The organism is Pseudomonas sp. Pmew2 (genome assembly GCF_058129885.1).
Genome location: NZ_CM176702.1, coordinates 5524244 through 5541884, shown reverse-complemented (window position 1 = coordinate 5541884; position 17641 = coordinate 5524244). Strand labels below are relative to the sequence as shown.

Annotated in this window: 17 protein-coding genes; 15 read left to right on the top strand and 2 right to left on the bottom strand. The window is 58.2% G+C overall.

What is annotated here, in order from left to right:
* Nucleotides 1–130 precede the first annotated feature (130 nt).
* From cgtA to AC4ANK_RS25610, 3 genes are all read left to right on the top strand, one after another.
* Nucleotides 131–1354, top strand: coding sequence for an Obg family GTPase CgtA (gene cgtA, locus AC4ANK_RS25620; RefSeq protein ID WP_002551973.1), 1224 nt, complete (start codon nucleotides 131–133; stop codon nucleotides 1352–1354).
* A gap of 89 nt (nucleotides 1355–1443) precedes the next feature.
* The gene (proB, locus tag AC4ANK_RS25615; RefSeq protein ID WP_002551974.1) at nucleotides 1444–2562 is read left to right on the top strand and encodes a glutamate 5-kinase; all 1119 of its coding nucleotides are present in this window, start codon (nucleotides 1444–1446) and stop codon (nucleotides 2560–2562) included.
* 27 nt (nucleotides 2563–2589) lie between these two features.
* Nucleotides 2590–3060, top strand: a complete 471-nt coding sequence (locus AC4ANK_RS25610; RefSeq protein WP_002551975.1) for a CreA family protein — start codon at nucleotides 2590–2592, stop codon at nucleotides 3058–3060.
* A 201-nt stretch (nucleotides 3061–3261) separates the two neighbouring features.
* Here the strand turns inward: AC4ANK_RS25610 and rpsT are convergent, their stop codons facing one another.
* The gene (gene rpsT / locus AC4ANK_RS25605) at nucleotides 3262–3540 is read right to left on the bottom strand and encodes a 30S ribosomal protein S20 (RefSeq protein WP_003344603.1); all 279 of its coding nucleotides are present in this window, start codon (nucleotides 3538–3540) and stop codon (nucleotides 3262–3264) included.
* A 250-nt stretch (nucleotides 3541–3790) separates the two neighbouring features.
* Here rpsT and murJ point away from each other — a divergent pair, with 250 nt between their 5' ends.
* The 6 genes from murJ (at nucleotide 3791) to ispH (ending at nucleotide 11203) form a co-directional block, all read left to right on the top strand.
* Complete coding sequence (murJ, locus tag AC4ANK_RS25600; protein WP_002551977.1) at nucleotides 3791–5329, top strand: murein biosynthesis integral membrane protein MurJ; 1539 nt, start codon at nucleotides 3791–3793, stop codon at nucleotides 5327–5329.
* 122 nt (nucleotides 5330–5451) lie between these two features.
* Nucleotides 5452–6378, top strand: coding sequence for a bifunctional riboflavin kinase/FAD synthetase (gene ribF, locus AC4ANK_RS25595; protein ID WP_002551978.1), 927 nt, complete (start codon nucleotides 5452–5454; stop codon nucleotides 6376–6378).
* A 20-nt stretch (nucleotides 6379–6398) separates the two neighbouring features.
* Nucleotides 6399–9230, top strand: a complete 2832-nt coding sequence (gene ileS / locus AC4ANK_RS25590; RefSeq protein WP_002551979.1) for an isoleucine--tRNA ligase — start codon at nucleotides 6399–6401, stop codon at nucleotides 9228–9230.
* On the top strand, nucleotides 9223–9729 hold the full coding sequence (gene lspA / locus AC4ANK_RS25585) for a signal peptidase II (protein WP_005733836.1): 507 nt from the start codon (nucleotides 9223–9225) through the stop codon (nucleotides 9727–9729). Before ileS ends, lspA begins: the two co-directional genes overlap by 8 nt.
* On the top strand, nucleotides 9722–10198 hold the full coding sequence (locus AC4ANK_RS25580) for an FKBP-type peptidyl-prolyl cis-trans isomerase (RefSeq protein ID WP_002551981.1): 477 nt from the start codon (nucleotides 9722–9724) through the stop codon (nucleotides 10196–10198). The genes lspA and AC4ANK_RS25580 overlap by 8 nt, the downstream gene beginning before the upstream one ends.
* Before the next feature lie 57 nt (nucleotides 10199–10255).
* Nucleotides 10256–11203 (top strand): 4-hydroxy-3-methylbut-2-enyl diphosphate reductase, encoded by a 948-nt coding sequence (gene ispH / locus AC4ANK_RS25575; RefSeq protein WP_031596958.1) that lies wholly within the window; start codon nucleotides 10256–10258, stop codon nucleotides 11201–11203.
* 6 nt (nucleotides 11204–11209) lie between these two features.
* Here ispH and AC4ANK_RS25570 read toward each other — a convergent pair whose 3' ends face one another.
* Nucleotides 11210–11710: a GspH/FimT family pseudopilin gene (locus AC4ANK_RS25570; protein WP_002551983.1), complete on the bottom strand. Its 501-nt coding sequence runs from the start codon at nucleotides 11708–11710 to the stop codon at nucleotides 11210–11212.
* A gap of 131 nt (nucleotides 11711–11841) precedes the next feature.
* On the opposite strand from AC4ANK_RS25570, the gene AC4ANK_RS25565 reads away from it, so the two are divergent.
* Genes AC4ANK_RS25565 through AC4ANK_RS25540 form a run of 6 tightly spaced genes read left to right on the top strand, consistent with a single transcriptional unit; the run spans nucleotide 11842 to nucleotide 17637 of the window.
* A complete protein-coding gene (locus tag AC4ANK_RS25565; protein ID WP_002551984.1) occupies nucleotides 11842–12315 on the top strand; it encodes a GspH/FimT family pseudopilin in 474 nt (157 codons plus the stop codon).
* Nucleotides 12315–12830, top strand: coding sequence for a type IV pilus modification protein PilV (pilV, locus tag AC4ANK_RS25560; RefSeq protein WP_002551985.1), 516 nt, complete (start codon nucleotides 12315–12317; stop codon nucleotides 12828–12830). Before AC4ANK_RS25565 ends, pilV begins: the two co-directional genes overlap by 1 nt.
* Entirely contained in the window at nucleotides 12827–13534 is a 708-nt protein-coding gene (locus AC4ANK_RS25555) for a PilW family protein (RefSeq protein ID WP_031596956.1), read from the top strand. Before pilV ends, AC4ANK_RS25555 begins: the two co-directional genes overlap by 4 nt.
* 11 nt (nucleotides 13535–13545) lie before the next feature.
* Complete coding sequence (locus AC4ANK_RS25550; RefSeq protein WP_031596953.1) at nucleotides 13546–14040, top strand: pilus assembly PilX family protein; 495 nt, start codon at nucleotides 13546–13548, stop codon at nucleotides 14038–14040.
* Nucleotides 14027–17224, top strand: a complete 3198-nt coding sequence (locus AC4ANK_RS25545; protein ID WP_054082435.1) for a pilus assembly protein — start codon at nucleotides 14027–14029, stop codon at nucleotides 17222–17224. Before AC4ANK_RS25550 ends, AC4ANK_RS25545 begins: the two co-directional genes overlap by 14 nt.
* An 11-nt stretch (nucleotides 17225–17235) precedes the next feature.
* Nucleotides 17236–17637, top strand: a complete 402-nt coding sequence (locus AC4ANK_RS25540) for a type IV pilin protein (RefSeq protein WP_002551989.1) — start codon at nucleotides 17236–17238, stop codon at nucleotides 17635–17637.
* Nucleotides 17638–17641 lie beyond the last annotated feature (4 nt).

Genomic DNA, 17641 nt, shown 5'->3' with positions numbered 1-17641 from the left:
TTTGTGCGGGCTGTTGTGATGTTGACCCCTGGGGTCGCTGGTTTCTGATCGGTATCGCAACGCTCATTTTTGCAAGAGTCTTATGTAATTTATGTGGTTCTGCTCGTCCCTGTGGCGGGAGGCGTGCGTTATGAAATTTGTAGATGAAGTATCCATTCGAGTAAAAGCCGGTGACGGTGGCAACGGTTGCATGAGCTTCCGTCGCGAAAAATTCATTGAAAACGGTGGTCCGAATGGTGGTGATGGTGGTGATGGTGGTTCGATCTTCATGGTCGCCGACGTCAACCTGAATACGCTGGTCGACTACCGTTACACCCGTCACTTCGATGCCGAGCGCGGCTCCAATGGCGGCAGCGCAGACTGCACGGGTCGCAAGGGTGAGGAGCTGGTACTGCGTGTGCCGGTCGGGACCACCATCATCGACGCCACTACCCAGGAAATCATCGGTGACCTGACTAAAGATGGTCAGCGCCTGATGGTCGCCCAGGGCGGCTGGCACGGCCTGGGTAACACTCGGTTCAAATCCAGTACCAACCGTGCTCCGCGTCAGACCACGCCGGGCAAGCCGGGTGATCAGCGTGATCTCAAGCTTGAGCTGAAAGTGCTGGCCGATGTTGGTTTGCTGGGCTTGCCAAACGCTGGCAAGAGCACCTTCATTCGCTCGGTATCCGCTGCCAAGCCAAAAGTCGCCGACTATCCATTTACCACGCTGGTGCCAAACCTGGGCGTTGTCAGTGTCGATCGCTGGAAGAGCTTTGTGGTGGCCGACATTCCAGGTCTGATCGAAGGTGCATCCGATGGTGCCGGTCTGGGGATTCGCTTCCTCAAGCATCTGGCGCGTACCCGCCTGCTGTTGCACCTCGTCGATATGGCGCCGCTGGATGAAAGCAGTGCTCCGGATGCCGCCGAAGTGATCGTCAACGAGCTGGAAAAATTCAGCCCGTCGCTGGCCGAGCGTGATCGCTGGCTGGTGCTGAACAAGTGTGACCAGATCCTCGAAGAGGAGCAGGAAGCGCGCAAGCAGGAGATCGTTGATCGTCTGGAGTGGACCGGCCCTGTTTACGTGATCTCTGCGATTGCCAAAGAAGGCACCGAGCAGTTGACCCGCGACATCATGCGTTACCTCGAAGAGCGCAGCCAGCGTATCGCCGAGGAGCCTGGTTATGCTGAAGAGCTGGCCGAGCTGGATCAGCGCATCGAAGACGAAGCCCGTGCTCAGTTGCAGGCGCTGGATGATCAGCGTGCACTGCGTCGCAGCGGCGTGAAGAGCGTGCATGACATCGGTGACGATGACTGGGACGAAGAAGATGTGGACGATGAAGACGGTCCGGAAATCATTTACGTCCGTGACTGATCGCTTGAAGTAAACTTGAACGCCGCTACGATTGTCAGCGGCGTTTTTGTATCCCGAATTTGAAAATCTCTGGCTAAGGTTGGAAGAAGATGCGCAGCAAAGTGACGGGCGCCCAGCGCTGGGTTGTGAAGATTGGCAGTGCCTTGCTGACCGCGGATGGCAAGGGGCTGGATCGCAACGCCATGGGTGTTTGGGTGGAGCAGATGGTGGCGCTGCATGAGGCGGGTGTCGAGCTGGTGCTGGTGTCTTCCGGGGCAGTGGCTGCCGGTATGAGCCGTCTTGGCTGGACGGCTCGACCCAGCGCCATGCATGAGCTCCAGGCTGCTGCGGCCATCGGTCAGATGGGCTTGGTACAGGCGTGGGAATCAAGTTTTGCCGAGCATGGCCGGCATACCGCGCAAATTCTGCTGACCCATGACGACCTGTCGGACCGCAAGCGCTACCTCAATGCCCGCAGTACCCTGCGCACGCTGGTCGAGCTTGGGGTTGTGCCGGTCATCAACGAAAACGACACAGTGGTCACCGACGAAATCCGTTTTGGCGATAACGACACGCTGGCGGCGCTGGTTGCCAATCTGGTCGAGGCCGATCTGCTGGTCATCCTGACTGACCGCGACGGCATGTTCGACGCTGATCCGCGCAACAACCCGGATGCGCAACTCATTTACGAAGCGCGCGCCGATGATCCGGCGCTTGATGCTGTTGCTGGTGGTACAGGCGGCGCACTGGGGCGCGGCGGTATGCAGACCAAGTTGCGTGCTGCGCGACTGGCGGCGCGTTCCGGTGCGCATACCGTCATTGTCGGCGGGCGTATAGAGCGCGTGCTGGCGCGGCTCAAGGGTGGCGAACGTTTGGGGACATTGCTGTCTCCCGAGCGCGGCATGCTCGCGGCGCGCAAGCAGTGGCTGGCAGGGCACCTGCAAACTCGCGGCACGCTGGTGCTGGATGATGGCGCTGTTGCGGCGCTGGCCAAGGATCAGAAAAGCCTGCTACCGGTGGGTGTCAAGCTGGTGCAGGGCAGCTTCCGGCGTGGCGAGATGGTGGTATGCGTCGCCCCGGACGGTCGCGAGATCGCTCGTGGGCTGAGCAACTACAGTGCCATCGAAGCCCAGAAAATCATTGGTCACTCTTCCGAAGCCATCGTGCGTGAGCTGGGCTATATGGCCGAGCCTGAGCTGATTCATCGGGACAATCTGATCCTCGTCTGACTCGAGGCTGCAAAAAAGGACTATTTGATGCGCTTTATGAAAGGTTTGTTGGCGGCCGCGTTGCTGATGCCGGTGTTGGTCTCGGCTGAAGAGATCGGTCAGGTGTCGACGGTGTTCAAGATGGTCGGGCCAAACGACCGCATCGTGGTCGAGGCGTTTGACGATCCCAAGGTCGACGGTGTGACGTGCTATCTGTCGCGCGCCAAGACCGGTGGCGTGAGGGGTGGTCTGGGGTTGGCCGAAGACCGTGCCGAGGCGTCCATTGCCTGTCGTCAGGTCGGGCCTATCCGCTTCAAGGAAACCCTCAAGGATGGCGATGAGGTCTTCAAGGAGCGTACGTCGCTGGTCTTCAAGACCATGCAGGTGGTGCGCTTCTTCGACAAGAAGCGCAATGCGCTGGTGTACCTGGTCTATAGCGACCGTGTCATCGAAGGCAGCCCGCAGAATGCCGTGACCGCCATTCCTATCCTGCCATGGACAGCCGCGCCCGCGCCTTGATGTGGCTCAGGGGTGGACGCAGAGCGTCCAGAACGGCATGCCGACGCGGAGCGTCGCACGATAGTTGAATTACCGTTCCTCACGCTCCAGCGTGGGAATGTCTGTCGTGACGCTCTGCGTCACAAGTTCCGTTGCACCGGCTACTTTCCAGCAGGCAATAAAAAACCGACCCTGAGGTCGGTTTTTTAACAAGCGGGTCGCTTAGGCTGCAGCAGCAAGGCTCAGAGCCTTGATGTGACCGTTCAGACGACCTTTATGGCGAGCAGCCTTGTTCTTGTGGATGATGCCTTTATCGGCCATACGGTCGATAACAGGAACAGCCAGAACATAAGCGGCTTGCGCTTTTTCTGCGTCTTTTGCGTCGATGGCTTTAACTACATTCTTGATGTAGGTACGAACCATGGAACGCAGGCTGGCGTTGTGGCTGCGACGCTTCTCAGCCTGTTTTGCACGTTTTTTGGCGGAAGGTGTGTTGGCCACCGTCGAGCTCCTCGAAAGACTTTGTGAAATAGCAAACAAAATAGGCCGCGAATCATGCCGATGAGTTGAAGTCTTGTCAAGGGCAGTTAAGGTGTTCCGCTGAGTGGTTGCTACATTTGACCGGAGGATTTATTTCCGGCCTGTGACCTGTAAACTCGCGGCCTTTGCTTCGGGCGTTTTTGCGGCGCGAAGTATCGCATAAATGGCGGGCTTAATCGCCCATCCTTTGCCAAGGCGCACAACTCTTTCAATGAATCTACTCAAGTCACTCGCCGCCGTAAGCTCTATAACCATGGTTTCCCGGGTTCTGGGCTTTGTTCGCGACACCATCATCGCGCGCACTTTCGGAGCCGGAATGGCCACCGATGCGTTCTTCATCGCCTTCAAACTGCCCAACCTGCTGCGCCGGATTTTCGCAGAGGGCGCTTTTTCCCAGGCGTTCGTGCCTATCCTGGCGGAATACAAGAGCCAGCAAGGGGAGGAGGCGACCCGCACCTTTGTCGCTTACGTCACGGGGTTGCTGACCCTGGCGCTGGCGCTGGTGACGCTGCTCGGAGTGATCTTTGCACCCTGGGTGATCTGGGCCACCGCGCCCGGCTTTGTCGACACCCCGGAGAAGTTTGCGCTGACCTCGGACCTGCTGCGGGTGACCTTTCCTTATATATTGCTGATCTCCCTGTCATCGATGGCCGGGGCGATCCTCAATACCTGGAACCGTTTCTCGGTGCCTGCGTTCGTGCCGACGCTGCTCAATGTCAGCATGATCTTCTTCGCGCTTTTTCTGACCCCGTACTTCGATCCCCCTGTCATGGCGCTGGGCTGGGCGGTGCTGGTCGGCGGCCTGCTACAGCTGCTCTACCAACTGCCACACCTGAAAAAGATCGGCATGCTGGTACTGCCGCGCCTGAATCTGCGTGATACCGGCGTCTGGCGCGTAATGAAACAGATGCTGCCCGCCATCCTTGGCGTTTCTGTCAGTCAGATTTCTCTGATCATCAATACGATATTTGCCTCGTTCCTTGTCGCCGGTTCGGTGTCATGGATGTACTACGCCGACCGTCTGATGGAATTACCCTCCGGCGTACTGGGTGTTGCGCTGGGTACGATCCTGCTGCCGATCCTGTCGAAAACCTACGCGCAGCGCGATCGTCAGGAATATTCGCGGATTCTCGACTGGGGGCTGCGACTGTGTTTCGTGCTGGTCCTGCCTTGCACATTGGCGCTGGGGTTGCTCGCCGAGCCGTTGACCGTTTCGTTGTTCCAGTATGGTAGATTCGATGCGCTTGATTCAGCCATGACCCAGCGTGCTCTGGTTGCCTATTCAGTCGGGTTGCTGGGGATCATCCTGATCAAGGTGCTGGCTCCCGGCTTTTATGCCCAACAAAATATCCGCACCCCGGTGAAAATCGCGATCTTCACCCTCATAGTGACTCAGTTGCTCAACCTGGCCTTCATCGTGCCCTTGCAGCATGCCGGTCTGGCGCTGGCCATTAGTGTGGGGGCGTGTATCAACGCCGGGTTGCTGTTCTGGCAGCTGCGCAAACAGGACCTGTTTCAGCCGCAACCTGGCTGGACTGTGTTTCTGTTGAAGCTGTTAGTCGCTGTTGCGGTGATGTCGGCTGTGCTGCTCGGGCTCATGCACGTCATGCCGGCGTGGGACGAAGGTCATATGCTGGAGCGCTTTCTGCGTCTGGGTGCGCTGGTTGCGACGGGTGTCGTGACTTACTTCGCCATGCTTCTGTTGCTGGGCTTTCGCCTGAGGGATTTCGCCCGCAAGGCCATTATGTAGGCCCGGTTTGATCGTTGTTTTCTGGGGCCACGCCAAGAACCTTCATCCGGTCTTGGAGTGTTGCCTGTCGCCCACGGCCGTGTGTGGTTATAATCGGCCACTTTATGAGCAAGAAGTGCGTTATGCAGCTGGTTAGAGGCCTTCACAACCTGCGCCCCGAACATCGGGGCTGCGTCGCCACGATTGGCAATTTCGACGGCGTTCACCGCGGCCACCAGGCTATCCTGGCGCGTCTGCGCGAGCGTGCCGTCGAATTGGGTGTGCTCAGCTGTGTGGTGATTTTCGAGCCGCAGCCGCGTGAGTTCTTCGCTCCCGGGATCGCTCCGGCACGTCTGGCCCGACTGCGTGACAAACTCGAGCTGCTGAGTGCCGAAGGCGTTGACCGGGTACTTTGCCTGTCCTTCAATCAGCGACTGTGCAAGCTGAGTGCCGCGAGTTTCGTCGAAACCGTGCTGATCGACGGCCTCGGCGTTCAGCACCTCGAAGTGGGCGACGATTTTCGCTTCGGTTTTGACCGGGTCGGCGATTTTGACTTCCTGCAACAGGCCGGCACGACGTATGGATTTACTGTAGAAGCGGCGCAGACCGTTGAAATAGATGGCATCCGGGTCAGCAGTACTAAGGTACGCAAGGCCTTGGCTGCGTCGGATTTTGCCCTGGCCGAACGCATGCTTGGTCGTCCGTTCCAGATCACTGGACGGGTATTGCATGGTCAGAAGCTGGCGCGTCAATTGGGTACGCCCACCGCCAATGTGCAACTCAAGCGTCGTCGTGTGCCGTTGAGCGGGGTTTACCTGGTCAGCACGGAAATCGATGGCAAAACCTGGCCGGGGGTCGCCAACATCGGTGTGCGCCCGACGGTAGCGGGTGATGGCAGTGCCCACCTTGAAGTGCACCTTCTGGATTTTGCCGGCGACCTTTACGACCGGCGTTTGACGGTGGCTTTCCACCACAAGCTGCGTGATGAGCAGCTTTTCGCCTCACTGGAGGCGCTCAAGACGGCGATCAATGCGGACGTCGCCGCCGCCCGTGCCCATTGGCATGGCTAACCGCTAAACAAGAGCCTGAAATGACTGACTATAAAGCCACGCTAAATCTTCCGGACACCGCCTTCCCTATGAAGGCCGGCCTGCCCCAGCGCGAGCCGCAAACTCTGCAGCGCTGGGACAGCATTGGCCTGTACCAGAAGCTGCGCGAGATTGGCAAGGATCGTCCCAAGTTCGTCCTGCACGACGGTCCTCCGTACGCCAACGGCAATATTCACATCGGTCATGCGGTCAACAAGATTCTCAAGGACATGATCCTGCGTTCCAAGACCCTGGCGGGCTTCGATGCCCCGTACGTGCCGGGTTGGGACTGTCACGGTCTGCCGATCGAGCACAAGGTTGAAGTGACCCACGGCAAGAACCTCTCCGCAGACCGTACGCGTGAGCTGTGCCGCGCCTATGCGTCCGAGCAGATCGAAGGCCAGAAGTCAGAATTCATCCGCCTGGGTGTGCTGGGCGACTGGAGCAATCCATACCTGACCATGAACTTCGCCAACGAAGCCGGGGAAATCCGCGCGCTGGCCGAGATGGTCAAGGGCGGGTTCGTCTTCAAGGGCCTCAAGCCGGTCAACTGGTGTTTCGATTGCGGCTCGGCACTGGCTGAAGCCGAAGTCGAGTATCAGGACAAGAAGTCCTCGACCATCGACGTCGCGTTCCCGATCGCCGATGAGGCAAAACTTGCGGCGGCGTTCGGCTTGCCCGCGCTGGGCAAGCCTGCCTCCATCGTGATCTGGACCACCACACCGTGGACGATCCCTGCCAACCAGGCGCTGAACGTTCATCCCGAGTTCGAATACGCGCTGGTCGATGTCGGCGACAAACTGCTGGTACTGGCCGCCGAACTGGTCGAAAGCTGTCTGGCCCGTTACAAGCTGGAAGGCACGGTCATCGCGACCACCACCGGTCAGGCGCTGGAGCTGATCAACTTCCGCCACCCGTTCTACGACCGCCTGTCGCCAGTCTATCTGGCTGACTATGTCGAGCTGGGTGCCGGCACCGGTATCGTTCACTCCTCGCCTGCCTATGGCGTAGACGACTTCAATATCTGCAAGCAGTACGGCCTGAGCAACGACGACATCATCAGCCCGGTGCAGAGCAACGGCGTGTATGTCGAATCGCTGGAGTTCTTCGGTGGCCAGTTCATCTTCAAGGCCAACCAGAACATCATCGACAAGCTGGTCGAAGTCGGCAGCCTGATGGACACCGAAACCATCAGCCACAGCTACATGCACTGCTGGCGCCACAAATCGCCATTGATCTACCGCGCCACCGCGCAGTGGTTCGTAGGCATGGACAAACAGCCTGAGAGCGGCGAGACCCTGCGCAAGCGTGCGGTCAAGGCCATCGAAGACACTGAGTTCGTTCCGGCATGGGGCCAGGCGCGTCTGCATTCAATGATCGCCAACCGTCCTGACTGGTGCATCTCGCGTCAGCGCAACTGGGGCGTGCCGATTCCGTTCTTCCTGCACAAGGAAAGCGGCGACCTGCACCCACGCACCGTCGAGCTGATGGAAGAAGTGGCGCAGCGTGTCGAGAAAGAGGGCATCGAAGCCTGGTTCAAGCTGGACGCCAGCGAGCTGCTGGGTGACGAGGCTGCCAAGTACGACAAGATCTCCGACACCCTGGACGTCTGGTTCGACTCGGGCACCACGCACTGGCACGTATTGCGCGGTTCGCATCCGATGGGCCATGAAAGCGGTCCACGTGCCGATCTGTACCTGGAAGGTTCCGACCAGCACCGTGGCTGGTTCCACTCGTCGCTGCTGACCGGTTGCATGCTGGACGATCACGCACCGTATCGCGAGCTGCTGACCCACGGCTTTGTGGTCGACGAGAACGGCCGCAAGATGTCCAAGTCGCTAAACAACGTGGTAGCACCGCAGAAGGTCAACGACTCGCTGGGTGCGGACATCATGCGCCTGTGGGTATCGGCGACTGACTATTCGGGCGAAATGGCCGTTTCCGACCAGATCCTGCAGCGCAGCGCCGATGCTTACCGTCGTATCCGCAACACTGCGCGCTTCCTGCTCTCCAACCTGTCGGGCTTCAACCCGGCAACCGACATCCTGCCGGCTGAAGAAATGCTCGCGCTGGACCGTTGGGCCGTGGATCGCACGCTGCTGCTGCAACGCGAGCTGCAAGAGCATTACGGCGAATACCGCTTCTGGAACGTGTACTCGAAGATCCACAACTTCTGCGTGCAGGAGCTGGGTGGGTTCTATCTGGACATCATCAAGGATCGCCAGTACACCACGGCTGCCGACAGCACCGCGCGTCGTTCCTGCCAGACCGCACTGTTCCACATCTCCGAAGCGCTGGTGCGCTGGATCGCGCCGATCCTGGCGTTCACCGCCGACGAGCTGTGGCAGTTCCTGCCAGGCGAGCGCAACGAATCGGTGATGCTCAACACCTGGTATGAAGGCCTGACTGAAATGCCTGCCGACTTCGAAATGGACCGCGCCTACTGGGAACGGATCATGGCGGTGAAGACGTCGGTCAACAAGGAAATGGAAAACCTGCGCGCGGCCAAGGCCATTGGTGGCAACCTGCAGGCCGAAGTGACCCTGTACGCTGAAGATTCGCTGGTCGCCGATCTGTCGAAGCTGAGCAACGAACTACGCTTCGTGCTGATCACTTCGACTGCCAGCGTTGCTCCATTGGTGTCTGCTCCGGCTGATGCGGTGGTTACCGAGGTCGCGGGCCTGAAACTCAAAGTGCTCAAGTCCAGCCACGCCAAGTGTGCCCGTTGCTGGCACCATCGCGAGGATGTGGGGGTAAACCCTGAGCATCCGGAAATCTGCGGCCGTTGTGTAGACAACATCAGCGGTGCAGGCGAGGTCCGTCACTATGCCTAACGCCTCGTTTGGCCGTCTGGCCTGGCTGTGGTTGAGCGTGCTGGTTCTGGTCATTGACCAGGCCAGCAAGTATTACTTCGAGAACGCCTTGAGCCTGTACCAACAGATCATTGTGATTCCGGACTTCTTCAGCTGGACCCTGGCCTATAACACCGGTGCTGCCTTCAGTTTTCTGGCAGACGGTGCCGGCTGGCAGCGCTGGTTGTTTGCCCTGATCGCCATTGTGGTCAGTGCCGTGCTGGTCGTCTGGCTCAAGCGTCTGGGGCGCGACGATACATGGTTGGCTGTTGCACTGGCGTTGGTACTTGGCGGCGCACTGGGCAACCTATACGACCGTATTGTGCTGGGCCATGTGATCGACTTCATTCTGGTCCATTGGCAGAACCGCTGGTACTTCCCGGCGTTCAATGTCGCTGACAGCGCGATCACTGTCGGCGCAATCATGCTGGCGCTGGATATGTTCAAGAGCAAGAAAACCGGAGAAACCGTCAATGACTGAGCAGTCTTCGACTCAAGGCTCGTCTGGTGAGCTGCGCATCGGTCAGAATACGCAGGTCACCTTGCACTTCGCCCTGCGTCTGGAAAACGGCGATACCGTCGATAGCACCTTCGAAAAGGCTCCGGCCACGTTCAAGGTTGGTGACGGCAACCTGTTGCCCGGTTTCGAAATGGCGATTTTCGGCTTCAAGGCGGGCGATCGTAAGACCGTGGAAATTCCGCCGGAAAACGCCTTTGGTCAGCCCAACCCACAAAACGTGCAGATCATGCCACGCTCGCAGTTTGTGGGAATGGAACTGTCCGAAGGGTTGCTGGTGATCTTCAACGACGCCGCCAATACCGAATTGCCCGGCGTGGTGAAGGCTTTCGATGATGATCAGGTCACCATCGACTTCAATCACCCGCTGGCAGGCAAGACACTGAGCTTTGAAGTGGAAATCTTCGAAGTGAAGGCGATTCTGGCTTCCTGACCTTCGCCATCAAGCCCGGCCCAGGCCGGGCTGCCCGTACCAACCATGAGGCACAGCATGCAAATCAAACTCGCCAACCCCCGCGGCTTTTGTGCCGGAGTGGACCGCGCGATCGAAATCGTCAATCGCGCTCTGGAAGTGTTTGGTCCGCCGATTTATGTGCGCCATGAAGTCGTTCACAACAAATTTGTCGTCGAAGACCTGCGCTCTCGTGGTGCGATTTTCGTCGAAGAGCTGGACCAGGTGCCGGATGATGTCATTGTCATCTTCAGCGCCCACGGTGTTTCCCAGGCGGTGCGTACCGAAGCAGCTGGCCGTGGCCTGAAAGTATTCGATGCCACCTGTCCGCTGGTGACCAAGGTGCATATCGAGGTCGCCCGTTACAGCCGTGACGGCCGCGAGTGCATCCTGATCGGCCACGCCGGTCACCCGGAAGTCGAAGGCACCATGGGCCAGTACGACGCCAGCAATGGCGGCGCGATCTATCTGGTCGAAGACGAAGAGGACGTCGCCAGCCTGCAGGTGCGCAACCCCCATTCCCTGGCGTTCGTGACCCAGACCACCTTGTCGATGGAAGACACCAGCCGGGTGATCGACGCGTTGCGCAAGCGCTTCCCGGCCATTGGCGGGCCGCGCAAGGACGACATCTGCTACGCCACGCAAAACCGTCAGGACGCGGTAAAGCAACTGGCCGACGAGTGTGATGTGGTGTTGGTAGTGGGCAGTCCGAACAGCTCCAATTCCAACCGCCTGCGCGAACTGGCCGAGCGCATGGCGACTCCGGCGTACCTCATCGACGGTGCCGAGGACATGCAACAGGGCTGGTTCAACGGTGTAGAGCGTATCGGCATTACTGCGGGCGCTTCGGCCCCCGAAGTGCTGGTGCGCGGCGTGATCCAGCAATTGCAGGCCTGGGGCGCGACCGGTGCGGATGAGCTTGCCGGCCGCGAGGAGAACATCACCTTCTCCATGCCCAAGGAATTGCGCGTCAAGTCGCTGCTCTGAGGCTATTCAGCCACACAGCGCTGCATCGATTTTCGTGTCCTCGACCCTCACGCGGCCGGCCGGTGCGACTATCACTCGATAGTTGCTCACCGGCTGGTCTGCAGAGCAAATGTGCAGCGTCCTGGCGGTTCTGCGCCGTAACGTCCCCAACCCGTTGAAACTGATTTCCTCTACACGCTTGCGGTTATCGACCACTCGCGTTGTGCCGCCATTGGCGCGTTCGATCAGCACCGGATCGTTTTCGTCGGGACCTTTGCCATCTGCGTCGAGTATGATCCGCCAGCCGTTGCTCCAGTCGTTCTCGATGGCATGAAGCGTAACGATCTGGTTGCGTGTGATTGCGGCCGCTCTCGCCGAACGAATGCCGCTGGCCAGCTCCCGGGCGGTCGCAAGGCCTCGGCTGGAATCGATGAGTTCCTTGAAAGAGGGGGTTGCGACGTTGGCCAGGATGGCCACCAGTGCAACGACGATCAATAATTCGATCAGTGTGAACCCTGCATGCCTCATATGCTTTCCTCCCTGGAAACCGCGGTTTCAGAACCTTGCGGGCGTTCGTCGTCACAAAACAACCGTACGTCCCGCTATGGATTTTCCTGCGGCATTGCTGCCTTATAGTCGTAACGTCTAGGAGACACTCAATGCGTCATATAGCCAAGGGATTCAGCCTCATCGAATTGTTAGTCACTGTGTCCCTGGTGGGCATCCTGGCGGCTATCGCTATCCCGAATTTCACCAGCTCCATCCAGAGCAACAAGGCCGATACCGAACTCAGCGATTTGCAGCGGGCGCTCAACTATGCGCGACTCGAGGCGATAAACAGGGGAGTGGCGGTGCGTATAGCGCCGACCAGCGGGACGGCGTGGACCAACGAATTGCAGGTGTATCTGGTTTCCGATACTCAGACGACGCCCACTGCGCTGCGAAAAATAGCGGCCATGAGCAGCGGCGCCACGCTGGTGGCCGATAACAATGCCACAGCAATTGATTTCAACAACCTGGGCGCGCTCATTGCCCCGGCTGCGGCGGTGACCATGACTTACACCCGAGGCACCATTAGCAAAACCATAAAGGTCTGTCTGACCGGTCGTATCACCTTGGGTGGAGGCTGCTAATGGCTGGTGAAACCCGATATCGCCAGACCGGTATGACCTTGATCGAGGTACTGGTCTCGGTATTGATTCTGGCCATCGGCCTGCTGGGCGCCGCGGCCATTCAGCTCAACGCGCTCAAGTACACCGACAGCGCGACCATGAGCAGTCAGGCGAGCTTCATTGCTTACGACATGATGGACCGCATCCGCGCCAATGTTGATGGTAATGCCAGTGCCAATGGGTCGACCAATGTACTGGCGACTTATGCCTTGGCGAATCTGGATGCGGCGCCAGCGGCCAATCCGAACGATGCCAGAGCGCAGGATCTCTCTGATTTCAGAGGCAACATCATCAACTTTGCAGGCTCGAGCGGTACTGGCAGCATTGATATCACCGGAGCTCCTGAAGTGACCATTAACATCGGCTGGAGCGACACAAGGGCTGCGGGATCGAGCAATCAGGCAACCGGGAACACGACCGGCAGCCCGAGCAACCGGAGTTTTACGCTGACCTCGCGGATCGGGGTCAACCCATGAGAAAGCTTTCCAGAGGCTTCGGTCTGGTCGAAATCATGGTGGCGCTGGTCCTGGGGCTGGTGGTCAGCCTGGGTATCGTGCAGATATTCACGGCTGCCAGAGGCACCTACCAGAGCCAGAATGCCGCAGCGCGGATGCAGGAGGATGCGCGTTTCCTGCTGAGCAAACTGATTCAGGAAATCAGGATGACCGGCATGTATGGCTGCCTGAGCTTCAAAAACTACACGCCTGTATCTCCTGCTATCCAGTGGCCGATCGCACTGGATACTCCAATTCTCTGGGATAATCCGAGCAGGACGCTGACGCTGGTGACTGCCGACGTGGGGACCACAGGCAGTACGCCCACCTGGACCATCGTTTCAGACTGTCAGTCCAAGACGCAGCTTTACGCCAGTACTCGTGCGCCAGATACGGGGCAGACGGCCTTTCCGTTGCGGCAGTTGGTCTACACGCTCAGCGGAACAGACTTGACCATAAAATATGGCACGGATGGCACTCCGCAGCCGCTGTTGCAGAACGTCGCGGACTTCAGTGTTTCTTTCGGCATGACGGGTAACCCGATGTCCTATACCACGGCTGTTACCAAGGCCAACGCCGACGCTGTGCGCAGTGTGCGTATCAGCCTGACGCTGCAGGATGGGCAGAACGGCATCGTCAAGCCTCAGCAGTACAACGTTGTCGCTTACTTGCGTAATCGCTTTTGAACGGGCCGGGCATGAACAGGATCGTGCGATTCAAATCGATACAGGCTTTCCCTGCACGGCAGGGCGGTATGGTGTTGCTGGTCAGTCTGGTGTTTCTGCTGCTGCTCACTCTGCTGGGTATCTCTTCCATGCAGAACGCCACGCTGCAGGAAAAGATGGCGGGAAGCGTCACCCTGCGCAATCAATCCTTCCAGAAGGCCGAAGCGGCATTAAGGCTGGGTGAGTCTTCGATCAAGGTGGCCGGATACACGCTGGCCAAGTGTACAAACTGCGCCCCACCCGCTGAATCAACCACGCTGACCGCCGCGGGAGTGGGGGCGTCCGGGGTGAGCTGGCTGGCAGCAGCAGGTGGTGGCTTTTACGGTGTACAGAATCTGGGGACCACTGCGACACCTGTGAATCGGCCACCGATCTGTACCGGGACAGTAACGCTCTATCGCGTGACATCAGTCGCTATTCAAGGCACGTCGCGCACGGTGCTGGAGAGTATTTATGCCAATTGCTGAGAAACTCCGTCGCAGCCTGAAGTATCTCGGCGGTGCGCTTTTGGCTTTTTATGCCCTTACGCCCGTGTATGCGTTTACGCCAGCACAAGTACCGTTGCTCAGTGCGTCGGCCGTGCCGCCTAACCTGATGCTGCTGGTGGATAACTCCGGGAGTATGTACAACATCATCTGGGCCGCCGGCTTTGATCCGACGGTGACCAATCGTCCGTCGATTATCTATGCGCAGCCAGGGTCATGCGGTGTTTTTAACTGCAGAGGCGTCTCCATTCAGGGCGACGACACGCTCTCGCTGGACTCTGCCGGGCCTTACACGTGCAGAAGCGACTACACCTACGTTGCGCGTGACAACGTGGGTTACTGCCTGAAATTGCCCGATCCGGCCGGCAACGAGAGCACCACTCGCTACACTGCAGATTACCTCTCTTATCTGGTTGACTTGACGCGGGCCGCCAACACAACTACCAAAGACTTCACCGTCAATAACATCATTCCCAACGATTACCGTATCAATGTCGCGCGCAACGTTTCATTGAACCTTGTTGCCAACAACAAATCCCTGAGAATCGGTCTGGCCGGGTTCAACCCGCCGACCAACGCTGATCCCGGGCGTGGAGGGAAGATTTCCAGACCTGTTGCAGACCTGTCCCCTGTCGCCAGTAACGCTTACAACAACGGCGGTGTCAGCCAGGCTGATGCAAACGATAATGTCACTGCCCTCAATGCGGCCATCAATGCACTGCGAGGCGACTCCAATACGCCGTTGGCCGAAACGTATTATGAGATAACCCGCTACTTTCGGGGCATGACCCCGTATTACGGTTATAGCGGGGCACCGACGATCTACACCAGCCCTATACAGTACCGGTGCCAGAAAAACTTTGGCGTGGTGATCACTGACGGCTTGCCGACATACGATCGGACGTTCCCGACCAACGATCCGGAGGATGTACTCAATACCTCACGCTCACTGCCCAATTGGGACTTGAATGCGGCCAATGACGGGGCCAATCTTAATGGTGATGGTGAGGGCGATACGCTTTATCTGGACGACCTCGCCAAGTTCGCCTATGACATCGACATGCGAAGAGCGAGCAGTACACCTGCCACTGACCTGACCAAGAAAAGTTGGGACACAGACGGCTTCTCTCAACAGAACATGACTACCTACACCATTGGTTTCACAGCCGCCAACCAGATGCTGATAGACGCTGCTGACAATAACCATGGGCACGGCAAGTATTTCCAGACCAATGACAGCGCCGGTTTGAACAACGCCTTGAACCTCGCATTGAGCGATATCTATGCCAAGGCCGGTTCGGGCGGCGGTGGCGTGGCAAACTCGTCCACCCTTCAGGCGGGCAGCCGCTTCTACCAGACGCTTTATGACCCGACGGACTGGCATGGCACGATCAAGGCTTACAATCTGGACGCTACGACAGGAGCGCTGAGCGCCCCTGTCTGGTCCACCGATACCACGATCACCAGCAGCACCAAGGCGCCTGTGTTCGAGTCATGGAGCACAGCGGCGACACCGACGAAAATCACTCTGGATTTTCTGAATTTCACGCAGGCTCAGCGTGATGCTTTCACGGCAACATTGCCGACCGGAGTGACCGGCGCGGAAGTTATTGCCTGGGCCAAGGGCACGGCCAATGCCAAGCTTCGTACCCGTACCATGCTCCTGGGCGATATCGTCAATTCATCACTGGGCGCAGGGCTGCCGACAGAGAAAACGGCTTCTGACCTGCTCGGAGACACCACGTACACCACTTACCTGTCTGGCAAGTCCAGCAACATGAGTTCCAGTCTGCTGGCCAACGCCAACGATGGCTTCTTCAATGTGATCGACGCCAGCTCCGGTGCGCGTAAATACGCGTATATGCCGTCCACGTCTCTGAGTTCATTGGCGACCATTTCATCCTCTTCCTACGGTTCCGGCGTTCACCGTTTCACGGTGGATGGTCAGATTGCAGTCTTCGATACGCAGGCATCCGCAGGGAGTGTATGGCGCACGGTGGCGTATTCCGGGCTGGGCGCTGGCGGCAAGGCTTTTTTTGCGATCAAGCTTTTCGAAGGTTCGGCAGACAGCATCGGGGCATTGTGGGAAGTCAAGGCTCCCGACACTTCAGACACCAACAACAAGTTCAACAACCTTGGATACACCTACTCCAAGCCGGATGTAGCACGTATGGCCGACGGCACGGGGATCGTTGTTGTTGGCAACGGTTATGGCAGCTTTACCGGCAGGGCGTCTCTGTTTGTACTGAACGCCAACACCGGACAGTTCATTGCCGAAATCCCTACTCCAGTCATTGGCAGTGAAACGGATAACGGGCTGTCTTCGGTGAAACTTCGGGTCAATTCGCAGAACGTCGTTCAAGCGGCTTACGCTGGCGATCTCAAAGGCCGCCTATGGAAGTTCGACATGAGCGGGGCCGCAGCTTCCAGCTGGAAAGTCGCGTTCAATGGCTCACCGCTGTTCACTGCGCCTCAAGGGGCCAGTCAGTCGATTACCGTTCAGCCGTTGTTGCTGGACCATCCCCTCAACGGCAAGATTGTGTATTTCGGCACCGGTAAATTCAGCGAAACCACGGACAAGCAAACCAGCGCGTTGCAAGATTTCTATGCCATCTGGGATGGCGATAATGGATCAGGCAACATCGTTGAGGCCAATCTGCAGCCCCAGGCCATCAATGGGACGGTGGTCGGAAGTGGCAATACGTATTACACCACGACTTCCAATGATGTGGATTGGGGCACTAAGAAAGGCTGGTACCTGCCGTTGGCAACCACGGCTCCTTATGTCGGCGAACGGATTATCTATCCGGCACAAACCTCACGCGGTCGTATCATCTTCACCACGGCGGCAGTCAACTCTACCGATCCCTGCGAAAGTACCGGGACCGGGCGCCTGTTCGAGCTGAATGCCGCGACTGGCAGCATGCTTAATTACCAGGTACTGGATACCAACAATGACGGCGATATCAACTCTTCGGATTTGATCATTGGCGGTCTCGGTATCGGTACCGGTATCCCGGTAGTGGCTTCTATCGTTGCCGGTACCAATGGGGCCAACGATAACAAGTACGTGATTGACTCCAGCGGCGGCGAGCCCACCAAGCTTAATGAGAAGGGCGGCAGTGCCAACGTCTTCCAACGCATCATGTGGCGACAAATCCAATAGGGAAACTAGACATGCGAGCGACATCCAGGGGCTTTACGTTGATCGAACTCATGATCGTCGTGGCGATTGTCGGTATTCTGGCGGCCATCGCGTATCCCAGCTACACCGAGTACGTGAAGCGTACCCAGCGGTCGGCGATTGCCAGCCTGCTGTCCGAGCAGACCCAGGCGCTGGAGCGCTTCTATTCGCAAAAGGGAACTTATGCTGATTACAAGGGTGTGGTTGCCAGCAATGCGTACTACACGATTAATCCGGTCCTCAACGCCACCGACTTCACCCTGACGGCTACACCCATAGCCGGCACGCTGATGGCCGGTGACAAGTGCGGCAGTTTCGTGATCACCAACACCGGTGCGCGCAGCAACACTGGCGCTACCTCGGGCGTGACCACCAAAGACTGCTGGGGCCGCTAAAACC